The sequence below is a fragment of the Amycolatopsis sp. YIM 10 genome (assembly GCF_009429145.1).
Lineage (GTDB): Bacteria > Actinomycetota > Actinomycetes > Mycobacteriales > Pseudonocardiaceae > Amycolatopsis.
On record NZ_CP045480.1, the window covers coordinates 9788778 to 9800744 of the forward strand.

The following is an 11967-nucleotide window of genomic DNA, read 5'->3' on the forward strand; positions in this document are numbered from 1 at the left end:
GTTTCATGATCCCGCTCGTCCACGCCCCGCCGGTGTTGCGCGGGACGGCCGCGTGGAAGTACTTCGGCGACTTCCGCGGTTCGCTGCTCGCCGGGCAGGTGCTGTTGCTGCAGGTCGCCCACCCGGTGGTGGGCGCGGGCGTGCAGGACCACTCGGAGTACCGCGAAGACCCGTGGACGCGGCTGATGCGGACCGCCGGTTCGCTGTCGATCTGCGTGTACGGCGGCCGCCGCGGGGCGCTTTACGAGGCGCGGCGCCTGCGCGAGCTGCACCGCCCGTTCACCGGGATGGACTTCACCGGGCGGCGCTACAGCGCGCTGAACCCGGCCGCCTACGCCTGGGTGCACGCCACGCTGGTGATGCTTCCCGTTGACGCGCAACGGTTCTTCGGCCGCGAGATCCCCGCCGCCGAGCTGGCCGAGTACTACGCGCAGATGTGCGACATCGGCCGGATCCTCGGCCTGCGCGAACAGGACCTGCCGCCGGACTGGCCCGCGTTCGAGCGGTACTACGCGGAGATGGTCGCCGGTTTCGGGCCGAATCCCGCCATCGACACCCTGCTGGAAACCATCCGCACGGTGCCGAACCCGTGGCGGTGGCTGCCTGCTCCGTTGTGGACACGACTGCGCCGGGCGCAGCACCGGTTCCAGCTCTTCATGATCGGCGGCACCCTGCCACCCGGCCTGCGCGATCGCCTCTGTCTACAGTGGACGGACAAGCAGCAGGCCCGGTTCGACCGGTTCTGCCGGGTGCTGCGCCTGGCCCGTTTTGTTCCCGCGCCGGTGCGGTCGGTCCACCTGCGCTCGATCGGCCGGCTCAACGTCTGGTTGCGGGACCGCCGTCTCGGCTAGCCGCTGTCCGACAGGTCGGCTCGATGGGCTTCGTGATGCAGGTGGTTCCTGGCGGTGCGGCGGATTCGGCCTCGTACTGGCCTCGGCCGAAGCTGCCGTGCTGCCAGGGACCGCCTGGGCGCGAAGCCCACGAGCGCGACCTGCCGGACAGCGGCTAGGGTGCGGATCATGGAACCGGTGCGGATGCCGCTGCGGGTGCGGTACCACGAATGCGATCCGCAGGGCGTGGTGTTCAACGCGAACTACCTCGCCTACTTCGACATGGCGAGCTTCGAGTTCCTCGCCGCGGTGCTCGGGAAGTCCACCGGGCTGAACGACCACGGCGTGGACTTCGTGGTGGCCGAGTCCAATGTGCGCTACCTGCGCGCGCTGCGCTTCGAGGACGAACTCGTGGTCAGCGTGCGCATCGCGCACCTCGGCAACACCTCGCTGGTGCTGGAGTTCGAGATCCAGCGCGGCGACGAGACCGTGGCCACCGGCACCAACCGGTACGTGTTCGTCGACGAGAAGACTCTCACCAAGAAGGCGCCGCCCGACGAGATCAGGGTGAAACTGCTGGAGTACCAGGCGCTGGCAGCAACCCCAGATCCAGCGTGAGGTCCTGCCGGGCGCCCAGTCCGGCGGTCACCGCCCCGGTGCAGCCGGTCACCGGATCGGCGTCGGAGTCGAGGGCTTCGTCGCCGGCCGCGGGCACGGTGGCCTGACGCCCATCGAGGTCGAAGCAGACCAGGTACGAGCCGTCGGGCAGGTTGCTGAAGGCATACCGGCCATCGGGACCGGTGGTGACCGCGATCCCGGTCGGCGTTCCGTCGCCGTGGTGCAACGCCACCCGAACCCCTTCAACCGGCGGCTCCTCCGGGGACTGCAGGCCGTCGCCGTCCTGGTCGAGCCAGGCGTAGTCACCGAGTTCGTTGCCGGGCGCGGTCAGCCCGGCGTCCAGGGTCAGATCGGTCGAGGTGAGCGCGGGCCGGGTGCAGCCGGTCTCCGGGTCGACATCCGAATCGACCGCGTCGTTGCCCGCGTTCATCGCGGTCAGCCGGTGGTCGCCGACCTGCGCCGGGAGCGCGTCGAGATCGAAGCACACGTGATAGGCGCCGTCGGGCAGATCGCCGAACAGGTAGCGGCCGTTCTCGCCGCTGCGGGTGGTCTCGACCGCGGTTCCGGCCCCGTCGAACAGCGTCGCGCGCACGCCTTCGACCGGCGGTTCGCCCGGATCCTGCAAGCCGTTGCGATCGGTGTCGAGCCAGACGTAGTCACCGACGAAGTGCGTGGTGGCCGCCCTGGCCACCCCACCGCACGAGGTCAGCAGGCAGGCCAGTGCGGCCAGCACTCCGAGAACCACCCAGCGACGCCATCTTCTGCTGTTCATCTCCGCGCTCCCGCCCAGTCGGCCGTTCAGCGTAAGCAGGCGAGGCGCCGCGGGAAAGATCAGGACGACCGGCTCATCCGTTCGTGTTAACCCACCCGGAAAACCGGATAACCAGGCGCGATGCGCCGGAGTTCGGCGTCGGATGAATTCTCGTCGACGCCATCGAAGAAAACACCGACCTCGAATTTCCAGCGCTTCAAATAGGCGCGGAGCAATTCCGGCTTTTCCTCGTCGGGCAATTCGGTGGCGCGGAATTCCTCCACTCGCCTGCCGACGCGCAGGCGTCCTTCACCGGCGGCGCGGACGTTGCGCACCCACTGCGTCCGGCCGCGCGCGGCGACGAGGTAGCGCCCGCCCTCGAAGGTCAGCAGGTTCACCGGGACGCTGCGCCACTCGCCGGACTTGCGTCCGCGCACCAGCAGCTCGCGGCTGCCCCAGACGCTGACGCCGAGGCGCGTGAGCGCGACGACGACCCGGTTGAAGATCTTCGTGCCCAGGCCGGGCTCCAGGTAGCGGGGGGCGGCGGACGCGGCGGGGGTGGTCATCGGGGCCTCCAGTTCGGCGTTGCGAGAGCACTGCTCTCGTTTGAGATCAGTGAACACGGACACCTGCTCTGAGTCAAGAGCAGTGCTCTCGAATTTGTGCACCGCTCTCGAACCGCTAGAGTGACCGCCATGCCGGCAACGCGTACCGCCCGTGACCGGGCCAGGGCCGAACTCACCACGGCGATCAAGGAGGAGGCGCGCAGGCAACTGGGCGAAGCCGGGGGCGCCGCCCTCTCCCTCCGCGCGGTCGCCCGCGAGCTGGGCATGGTCTCCTCAGCGCTCTACCGCTACTTCCCGAGCCGCGACCACCTGCTCACCGCGCTGATCATCGACGCGTACAACGCGATCGGCGCCGCCGCCGAGTCCGCCGACGACCACCGCGTCCCGCCCCGGCAGCGCTGGCTCGACATCTGGGCCGCCACTCGCGCCTGGGCACGCGCCCATCCGCACGAGTACTCGCTCATCTACGGCTCGCCGATTCCCGGCTACCAGGCCCCGCAGGACACCGTCGTGCCCGCGGCCCGCGTGGCGATGGCGCTGGTGCACGTGATCAGGAGCGCCTACGTCACCCCGCCGCCGGCGCCCCCGCTGCCCGCCGAACTCCGCGCGCAGGCGACCGCCCTGCTCGGCGCGCTCGGCGACGACCTGACCCCGGACCTGATCACCCGGCTGCTGATCTCCTGGACCCAGCTGTTCGGCCTGATCAGCTTCGAACTCAACGGGCAGTACGTCGGCAGCATGGACCCGACCGACAGCTTCTTCGCTTATACCACCGCGCAGATGGCGGATTTTGTCGGGCTCTGACTCCGGTGGGCAAATCCCCCCGATCCGGACAACTGACTCGATTGAGCTGGGGAATCGGTTTTCACCGAGTCGCCGACCTCGTCACAATTCGATAACCAGCCCGGATTCCTGCAACGAAATCACCCTTTCGAGCGAGAAGAGTTCGACGCTCTGAAGGGGGCCCACATGAGACTTTCCAGCCTGGGGAGGGCTGCGCTCGGCTTCGCCTGCTCAGCTCTGCTCGCGGCCGGCCTGGCCGTCGCCGTCCCGGCGACCCAGGTCGCGGTCGCCCAACCGCCGAATCCGGGCGAGCCACTCAGCCTGCCGGCGGGATTCGCACTGCAGGACACCGGGACCGGGCTGGGGGCCTGGAACCTGACCGACTTCGGTTACCTGCCCGATGACACCTTCATCGCCACCGGCAAGACCGGCGACGTGAAGTGGGTCGGCCCGAACGGGCCGAAGCAGCTGATCCACCTGCCGGTCAGCAGCTGCTGCGACATCGGCCTCACCGGCCTCGAGATCGCGCCCGACTACGCCACGTCCAAGCAGATCTACCTGGCCAGGACCATTCCCACGCCGACCGGCTTCACCAGCCGGATCTCGCGCTGGACGGTCACCGGCACCACCGAGCCGACCGGGCTGGCCAACGAGCAGATCCTGCTCGACGTCCCCGGCACCATCCAGCTGCACAGCGCCTCCGGCATGGTCGCCGACACGAGCGGCAACCTGTGGGTCTCGGTCGGGGACAACACCGACACCGACACCTGGCACGCCGAGGCGTTCCGCTCGCAGGACCTGAACTCGGTCTACGGCAAGATCCTGCGGATCAACGCCTCCGGCGCGGGGGTGCCGGAGAACCCGTACTACGACGCGGCCAACCCGAACTCGGCCAAGAGCAAGGTCTTCGCCAGCGGCTTCCGCAACCCGTTCCGGCTCTCGCTGGACAAGACCAGCGGCCTGCCGCTGGTCGGCGACGTCGGCTGGGGCACCTGGGAAGAACTCAACTACGTGGTGCCGGGCGGCAACTACTCGTGGCCCTGCTTCGAGGGCAACGGCCCGACCCCCGGCTACAGCACGCAACCGCAGTGCAACGGCGTGACCAACAACCCGCCACTGTGGACCTACCAGCACGGCATGGCGCCCGGGCAGGGCAACTCCGTGGTGGCCGGGTTCGTCTACTCCGGTGACAGCTACCCCGCGGCGTACAAGGGCCAGTTCTTCTTCGGCGACTACGTCAGCCAGCGCATCTGGACGCTCAAGTACAACACCCAGGGCCAACTGGTCCAGGCCCCGGTGGCCAACGCGCCGTTCGGCACCGGCCTCGGCGGCCCGGTGGAGTTCGGTGCGGCGACCAACGGCGACGTGGTCTACGCCGACATCGCCTCGGGCAACGTGCGCCGGATCGTCTACGTCACCGGCAACATCGCGCCGGTCGCGAAGGCCACCAGCACCACCGACCCGGCCACCCGCACGGTCAGCTTCGACGGCACCAAGTCGATGGACTTCGACGGCCCGGCCAGTGACCTGACCTACACCTGGAACTTCGGCGACGGCACCACCGGCACCGGGGCCACCGTCTCGCACACCTACCCGGCCAGCCCGGCGAAGTTCACCGCCACGCTGACCGTGAAGGACAAGTCGAACGGCACCGGCAGCACCACGCTCACCGTGGCCCCGTCCAACCACTCGCCGGTGATCAACCTGACCACGCCCGGCGACACCAAGAAGTTCAAGGTGGACGAACCGGTCAACCTCAGCGGCACCGCGACCGACGCCGAAGACGGCCCGCTGACCATCACCTGGACCTCGGACATCGTGCACTGCGCCGAGGAGACCACCTGCCACACGCACCCCGACGCGGGCGGTACCGGTGGCTCGTTCTCGATGCCGTTCACCAAGCACACGGACTCGCGCATCGACTTCACCGCCAAGGTGACCGACTCGCAGGGCGTCACGGCCACCAAGACCTACGTGGCCAAGCCGAACGAGTTCAAGCTGACGCTGAAGAGCAACTTCCCGGCCTCGCTGGTCATCTCCGGTGAGAGCAACGGGAACGTGGCGATGGTGACCGAGGGCGCCACGCCGAACCTGATCGCCGGGGCCAAGGCCACCGACGGCGTCGCGTCCTTCTCCCAGTGGGACAACGGTTCGACGAACCTGTCGCGGGCGTTCACCATGCCCGGCGCGGACACCGTGGTGAACGCGACCTACCTGACGCCGATCGACAGCCGCTACAACTCGGACGCGACGCTGCGCGGCCTGCTGGGCAACCCGACCGCGGCCGAGGTCAAGGACGGCAGCGTCCGCTACCGGGCCTACGAGCGGGGTCGCCTGTACTCCTCGCCGCAGACCGGCGCGGTGGCCATCTACGGCCACATCCTGACCAAGTACCTGGCGCTCGGCGGGCACCAGGCGCTCGGCGTGCCGCAGAACGACGAAACCGGCACCCCGGACGGCGTCGGCCGGTACAACGCCTTCACCGGCAACTGGTCGATCTACTGGACCCCGGCCACCGGCGCGCACAGCATCGGCGGGCCGATCCGGGACAAGTGGGGCTGGATGGGCTGGGAGAACGGCATTCTCGGCTACCCGGCGACCGACCAGGTGGCCACGCCGACCGGTGGCGGGCAGTTCGTCGACTTCACCAACAACGCGTCGATCTACTGGCTGCCGACCACGCCGGGCAACGGCACCGCGGCGGTCTACTCCCAGATCCGGTCCAAGTGGCTGGCCATGGGCGGCGCGACCGGGGTGCTCGGCATGCCGATCACCGACGAGCTGGCAGGCCCGAACGGCGGGCGGTACAACAACTTCAGCAACTACGCCTCGATCTACTGGCACTACAACTCGCCGGGCAGCGGGGCGTGGTCGATCATGTCGCAGATCCGCGACCGCTGGTACCTCGACGGCGGGGCCGGGGGCTTCCTCGGTTACCCGGTCACCGACGAGCTGATGACCCCGGACACCATCGGCCGGTACAACCACTTCTCGAACAACGGCTCGATCTACTGGACGCCGTCCTACGGCGCGCAGTCGATGTGCTGCCAGATAAAGAGCAAGTGGGCGTCACTGGGCTGGGAGAAGGGCTATCTCGGGTATCCGACCAGCAGTGAGTACACCGTGGCCGGTCAGCCGACCTGGCGCAGGCAGAACTACCAGGGCGGCTTCATCACCTGGACGCCGAGCACCGGTGCGTACGACCACCGGTAGCAGCTGAACAACGGAAAACGCGGGGCCGTCGCGGCGGCCCCGCGTTTTTTCATGCTTCCAGCAACCGGCGCAGCAGGTCGCCGAACTCCTCCCACCACGGCAGTTGCTCGGAGCGGGGCAGGTACTTGCGGCGCTGCTCGCGCAGGGTGTCCACTTTGGCCTGGAGCACCGCCACGACCTCCGGTGCCAGCTCCAGCTCCTCGCTGAGCTGGCTCAGCAGCGCGACCTCCCGCGCCTCGGTCACCGAATCGGCCCCGGCGAGCCAGGCCGCCGCGGCGTAGACCAGCTCCCGATCCGCCGGGGAAAGCGTCGCGATCGCCACCGGCACCAGCTCCTCGCTCTCGGCCACCGGCACGCCGTTGAGCCCCAGCGCGTCGGCCACCACCTTGAGCGCTTGCTCCTCTTGGCGGGACACGTCTTCGTCCGCTCGGGCTACCAGGCGGGCCGCGTGGAAGATGGCCTGGCGGGCTTCGGTGGCCAGGCCGTGCACCAGCGCCCTGGTCGCGGACCGCTCGTCGGCCACCATCTGGTCGAGCAGGTTGGCACTGCGGACAGCGTCCGTCAGCACCATCGGATCGAGCAGCCGTTCCGCCGTGGCCCGCGGCGCGATGCCGAGTTCCACCACCGCCTCCTTGACCGACACCCCGCGATCGGCCGCGTGCTGGGCGGCGCGGATCCCGGCGTCGTGGCCGAACACGCCACCGACCACAGTGGACAGGCCGAGGGCTTCCTCGGCGTGGCGGCGGTTGGCCTCGGCGTCGATCTCCAGGCCGCGGAGGCACTTGTCGGCGAACAACGGCATGGCGTTGGTCAGCAGGCGCGCCGATTCGAAGAGGTTCTTGGCGATCACCGCGGTCCACGCGTTGAAGTCCAGTTCCGCGCCCTCCACCGCCATGGTGACCACGGTGTCGTTGCCGCAGACCTGGAAGCCGACCTGCACCACCAGGTCGGCCATCACCGGGCTGACGTTGCCCGGGGTGAACGCCGAACCGGCCTGGACCGCGGGTAGCCGGACCTCGGTGCCGCTGGCCAGGATGCGGAGGTCCCTGGCGACCTTCATCAACCCGCAGGCCAGCGCCTTGAACACGGTCGAGACGTACTGGAAGACGTCGCCGTTCTGGAAGGCGTCGAAGAAGTTGGTGTGCCTGCGCAGTTCAAGCCCGGTGGTTTCCCGCAGGCGCGGATAGATCCGGTCCAGGTAGCGGGCGCCGACGCCGAGCCCGGTACCGGCGATCGTGCCGCCCATCGGCACCTCGAGGCAGTGCTCGGCGGCGTCGGTGAGCCGCTCGGCCCCGCGGCGCGCGACGGCGAGGTACGCGCTGAACGCCTGGCCGAACGTGACCGGCACGGCGTCGTGGAGGCAGGTGCGGGAGAGCTTGACGGTGTCGCGGTACTCCTCGATCTTCTGCTCCAGCACCCCGGCGAGGTAACCGACGGACTCCTTGAGCCGCACGATGTCGCGGTGCAGCGCGATGTTGACCGCGGTGGCCATGGCGTCCGATGTGGACTGTCCGGCGTTGACGTGGTTGTCCGGGTGCACGAACTCGTAGCCGCGGCGGCCGGAAAGCAGTTCGTTGGCGCGGTTGGCGAGCACCTCGTTGACGTTCATGTTCGGCGAGACCCCGCCGCCGGCGCTGAGCACGTCGACCGGGAACTCCTCCGGTCCGAGCAAGCCGGCGACCACCTCGTCGGCGGCCTGGCAGATCGCCTCCGCGACCGGTTCGCGCAACACCCCCGCGTCGAGGTTCGCCAGCGCCGCGGCCTTCTTGACCTCGGCGATCGCACTGACCAGGCCGGGTTGCGCCCCGAGCGTCTGGCCGGACACGGCGAAGTTGCGCCGGGCGCGTTCGGACTGGACGCCGTAGTACGCCTGGAAGGGAATCTCCACCTTGCCGAGCGCATCCTCCTCGACGCGGTACCGAGCGGTCATCACGGCACTCCCACCAGCCTCGTCCTGTCCTACCTCGGACGTACCGATGTTGAGCCCCGGCACCCGCACCCGCCACGACCCACCCCCACATTTCACCCGTCGGCACCCCCCAGCCCAACCCGAACGGCCCACCCCCGATCACGCAGCCGAACCACGCATGGACCTGGGAAAACACCGGTGGAAATCCCACGCGGGGGGTGTGGCTGATCGACTCGCCTACCGCAGCTCGCCGGAACGTGCGCGCCGGAGGCCGCGTTCCGTGCCGAGTTCCGCCCTGGCCGCCGGATGGTCGACGTAGAACTGGACGAAGTGGAACAGCAGCGCCCGGTCGATGGCGAAGTCGCGCAGTTGATCGCGATCATCGGCGTCGGGGGCAACTTGTCGACCTTCCACAGCGGCGCGTGCTGCCGCCGCTCCCAGCGCGCGTTCGCCGAGGCGAGAACCAGCACGCAGGGCGCGCCGCGGAAGGTCGCGGCCTTTCCGGCTATGACGGCGTCCCACGGCAGGAACGAGGAAAACGTCCAGCCGCGCTGGTGGATGCCGCTTGGCGAGAGCACGACCGCCCCGCGGCGCAGAGGGCGGCCGGATCTGCTTGGCGGGGACGTCGGGTCCCGCACGGAGGTAGTCGGCCGATGCCATCCCGAAGAAGAGGGTCAGGCAGGCGACGATCCCGGTCAGGAGCGCGAAGACCAGCTTCGACCCACGCAACTCGACGGCCGGCCCGTCGTCGCGGCTCACGATGTTCGCCTCCCGATGGCGGGCCCCCAGCTGCAAGACGTAGCCGAACGCCGCCGTCAGGAACATCATCACCGCGAAAACGAGCGAGTACCACAGACCGCCAGCCGCCACGAACCCGAAGCCGACAGCAAGGAGCCCCAGGCACACCACGAACACCAGACTGGCGACGATCCGGCCCTTGTTGGGCGCGGACCACCCAGCGGGCCTCGGCAACCTCTCAGGAGGGTGCACGACCGCGCCTCCAAGCTGCGCCGGGTACGAAAAAACCGCCTTGACCAGATGTCAAGACGGTTCTCGTAGCGGTGGCCAGGGCCGGGGTCGAACCGGCGACCTTCCGCTTTTCAGGCGCAGACATACCCGCAGGTTACGGGGGCTGCCCCACCAGTTTGTGCAGCCCCCGTGCAACATCAGCAGCACCTCATGAGTTGGCCTATGCGCCCCTGGCGACGTTCGTGTCAGCAGCAGGCCCGTCCATCGCGGTTCGCCCCAAGCAAGGTTCAGCATTAGCTTCCATCAACCGGGTCTGGCGTATCAGGCTCCGGAGACGCAGGCGGCAGGGGTTTTCCATCACGAGTAAGACGAGCGCGCATCTGGTCGGTTAGCCAAGAGAGTGACCGATGAATCTGAGACATATCCGGATCACCTTCAAGCGCTTCTCGGTTAGCACGTATAAGTTTCACATGAAGCCGCCTTGCCTGCTCAACTATCTCGGGATGACCAAGAATTCGCAGCTCGCCCAAAGTAGTTTTAAACTCCATCGAGCACTTCATCGCAGACCAAGCTACCGGCGAACGCGACTCGACGTCTTGCCTATTCGAAACCTGAACCCCCTTCGGCAGCTCGGTATCTCGCAAGTCCCGTATCGCCTCGATCCATGAATCAATATTTAGGAGTAATCGCGAATACAGCACTCTCCGTTCCTGCCAAAGCGCACTCTCCCTCTCTTCCAGAAGCGAATGAGCCCATCGCTCAGTCTCCAAGCGATAACGCTGCTGTGCATCTTCGCGCTGCCAACCTAGTTGCCGTCGAAGCTGAATCAGTCCGAACATCCCGGCCACAAAGGCACCGAAAAGTGTTCCAGCTACCGCGATGATAGCTGGAATCGCACTTGGCACTCCTTGATTCATCCGCAGTAGCTTACGGGGCTACGTCGTGTCACACGGAGTTAGCTTCGAGCCTGCACAGCAATCAGTGCTTGACCACGATCGTCTTCGGGAGCTTCACTGCACTTCCTCTGGCCGCCAGCTCGCTCAACTGGCTGGCCAGCTCACGATCCCGCCCTTCGACCACGTGCAGATACCGCAGCGCAGCAGCCGCCGATGCGTGGCCCAATCGCTTCTTGAGGTCCGCCAGCGTGGCCCCGGTCGAAGCGGCGAGGGTCTGTCCTGTGTGCCGCAGGTCGTGGAAGCTCACCGCCAGGCCGACGCGGTCCCGAGCCCGGACAAACGCCTGGTAGACCGCGTTGCCCCGCATCGGCCGACCATCCTTACCCACGAAGAACCGATCCTTCCCGGCCCACTCCCGCATGTGTTCGACCAGGTAGGGCAGCACGTGCGGCGGAATCGCCACGTCCCGCAGGCCCGCATCCGTCTTCGGGTCCTTGTCGTACTTGCGGGGGCTCTCCAGCAGCTCGACCCTGTTCTTCCGAACCCAGACCACGCCGTTCACCAGGTCCACGTCTTCAGTCCGCAGGGCGCAGATTTCCCCACGTCGAAGGCCACACCAGGCGGCCAGCAGGACCGCCGCCCGGTACCTCGGCGTGATCGCCTCCACGACTTCGGCCACCTGCGCCGGGCTGGCGATGCCGCGTTCCTTCGCCTTGTCCGAGCCCGCCCCCGGAATCTGGCACGGGTTGTTCGTGATTGCCCTGTCCCGCTTCGCCGCGTTCATCACCGCCCGCAGGAACCGGTACGACTGCCCGATGGACGTCTTGCCGCCCTTCCCGGCGAGCGCCTTGGCGTACCAACTCCGCACCACGGGTGGAGTAATCGCGATCAGCGGCAGCTCCAGAAGCTCGACCATGTGCAGCCGCATGTTGCGGCGGCAAGTCTCCTCCCACCGGTCACCCACGTCCGGGTTGTCACGCAGGTACGCATCCGCGTACTCGCCGAACGGTTGGCGCCCGAGCTTGTCATCCAGCCAGGCACCACGGCTGATGTCCGCTTCCACGCCGACCAGCCACCGATCCGCATCCGTCTTCGTGCGGAAGGTGTTCGGCGCGTACTGCCGCTTGTTGTTCGGCCCGATGAACGACGCCTGCCAGCGCTTGGACGGCAGTTGCCGCACCATGCCGAACCGGCGACGACCTCCCTTCTTCGCCATCAAGCGGCCCTCCCGCCGAACCAACTGACCTCGATCGGCTCCACTCGGGACGCCTCCACAAAGGTCTCCAGGTCATCAACCGCCAAGCGCACGTGAGCGCCGAACTTGTGGAAGGCGATCCGCCGTTCCGCGATCAACCGCCGGATGAACCGCACCGATGTCCCGAGGTAGACAGCGGCATCCGACACGTTCAAGTACTTCGCTTCCATCTGTTCC

Annotated in this window: 11 protein-coding genes; 4 read left to right on the forward strand and 7 right to left on the reverse strand. The window is 67.9% G+C overall.

Annotation, left to right across the window (positions count from 1 at the left end; translation table 11 throughout):
- Positions 1–5 precede the first annotated feature (5 nt).
- Positions 6–851: an oxygenase MpaB family protein gene (locus YIM_RS45495; protein ID WP_153036233.1), complete on the forward strand. Its 846-nt coding sequence runs from the start codon at positions 6–8 to the stop codon at positions 849–851.
- A 168-nt stretch (positions 852–1019) separates the two neighbouring features.
- Positions 1020–1448 carry a thioesterase family protein gene (locus YIM_RS45500; protein ID WP_153036234.1) on the forward strand — a complete coding sequence of 143 codons (429 nt, stop codon included), beginning with the start codon at positions 1020–1022 and terminating at the stop codon, positions 1446–1448.
- On the opposite strand, the gene YIM_RS45505 is transcribed toward YIM_RS45500, so the two are convergent.
- Complete coding sequence (locus YIM_RS45505; protein WP_153036235.1) at positions 1393–2220, reverse strand: SdrD B-like domain-containing protein; 828 nt, start codon at positions 2218–2220, stop codon at positions 1393–1395. The genes YIM_RS45500 and YIM_RS45505 overlap by 56 nt on opposite strands.
- A gap of 86 nt (positions 2221–2306) precedes the next feature.
- Positions 2307–2765 (reverse strand): nitroreductase family deazaflavin-dependent oxidoreductase, encoded by a 459-nt coding sequence (locus YIM_RS45510; protein ID WP_153036236.1) that lies wholly within the window; start codon positions 2763–2765, stop codon positions 2307–2309.
- Positions 2766–2894: 129 nt separating this feature from the next.
- Here YIM_RS45510 and YIM_RS45515 point away from each other — a divergent pair, with 129 nt between their 5' ends.
- Complete coding sequence (locus YIM_RS45515) at positions 2895–3569, forward strand: TetR/AcrR family transcriptional regulator (RefSeq protein ID WP_153036237.1); 675 nt, start codon at positions 2895–2897, stop codon at positions 3567–3569.
- 165 nt (positions 3570–3734) lie between these two features.
- Positions 3735–6761 carry a PQQ-dependent sugar dehydrogenase gene (locus YIM_RS45520; RefSeq protein ID WP_153036238.1) on the forward strand — a complete coding sequence of 1009 codons (3027 nt, stop codon included), beginning with the start codon at positions 3735–3737 and terminating at the stop codon, positions 6759–6761.
- A 49-nt stretch (positions 6762–6810) separates the two neighbouring features.
- On the opposite strand, the gene YIM_RS45525 is transcribed toward YIM_RS45520, so the two are convergent.
- The 5 genes from YIM_RS45525 to YIM_RS45545 form a co-directional block, all read right to left on the reverse strand.
- Entirely contained in the window at positions 6811–8691 is a 1881-nt protein-coding gene (locus tag YIM_RS45525) for a lyase family protein (protein WP_153036239.1), read from the reverse strand.
- Between the two features lie 216 nt (positions 8692–8907).
- Positions 8908–9585, reverse strand: coding sequence for a hypothetical protein (locus YIM_RS45530; protein ID WP_153036240.1), 678 nt, complete (start codon positions 9583–9585; stop codon positions 8908–8910).
- Positions 9586–9932: 347 nt separating this feature from the next.
- On the reverse strand, positions 9933–10556 hold the full coding sequence (locus YIM_RS45535) for a hypothetical protein (protein ID WP_153036241.1): 624 nt from the start codon (positions 10554–10556) through the stop codon (positions 9933–9935).
- 61 nt (positions 10557–10617) lie between these two features.
- Positions 10618–11751 (reverse strand): site-specific integrase, encoded by a 1134-nt coding sequence (locus YIM_RS45540; RefSeq protein WP_153036242.1) that lies wholly within the window; start codon positions 11749–11751, stop codon positions 10618–10620.
- Complete coding sequence (locus YIM_RS45545) at positions 11751–11960, reverse strand: helix-turn-helix domain-containing protein (RefSeq protein WP_153036243.1); 210 nt, start codon at positions 11958–11960, stop codon at positions 11751–11753. Before YIM_RS45545 ends, YIM_RS45540 begins: the two co-directional genes overlap by 1 nt.
- Positions 11961–11967 lie beyond the last annotated feature (7 nt).

Coding starts and splice junctions, on each gene's coding strand:
- YIM_RS45515 (WP_153036237.1), top strand. CDS start 2,895: ATGCCGGCAACGCGTACCGCCCGTGACCGGGCCAGGGCCGAACTCACC.
- YIM_RS45500 (WP_153036234.1), top strand. CDS start 1,020: ATGGAACCGGTGCGGATGCCGCTGCGGGTGCGGTACCACGAATGCGAT.
- YIM_RS45510 (WP_153036236.1), bottom strand. CDS start 2,765: ATGACCACCCCCGCCGCGTCCGCCGCCCCCCGCTACCTGGAGCCCGGC.
- YIM_RS45535 (WP_153036241.1), bottom strand. CDS start 10,556: ATGAATCAAGGAGTGCCAAGTGCGATTCCAGCTATCATCGCGGTAGCT.
- YIM_RS45520 (WP_153036238.1), top strand. CDS start 3,735: ATGAGACTTTCCAGCCTGGGGAGGGCTGCGCTCGGCTTCGCCTGCTCA.
- YIM_RS45525 (WP_153036239.1), bottom strand. CDS start 8,691: ATGACCGCTCGGTACCGCGTCGAGGAGGATGCGCTCGGCAAGGTGGAG.
- YIM_RS45545 (WP_153036243.1), bottom strand. CDS start 11,960: ATGGAAGCGAAGTACTTGAACGTGTCGGATGCCGCTGTCTACCTCGGG.
- YIM_RS45505 (WP_153036235.1), bottom strand. CDS start 2,220: ATGAACAGCAGAAGATGGCGTCGCTGGGTGGTTCTCGGAGTGCTGGCC.
- YIM_RS45540 (WP_153036242.1), bottom strand. CDS start 11,751: ATGGCGAAGAAGGGAGGTCGTCGCCGGTTCGGCATGGTGCGGCAACTG.
- YIM_RS45495 (WP_153036233.1), top strand. CDS start 6: ATGATCCCGCTCGTCCACGCCCCGCCGGTGTTGCGCGGGACGGCCGCG.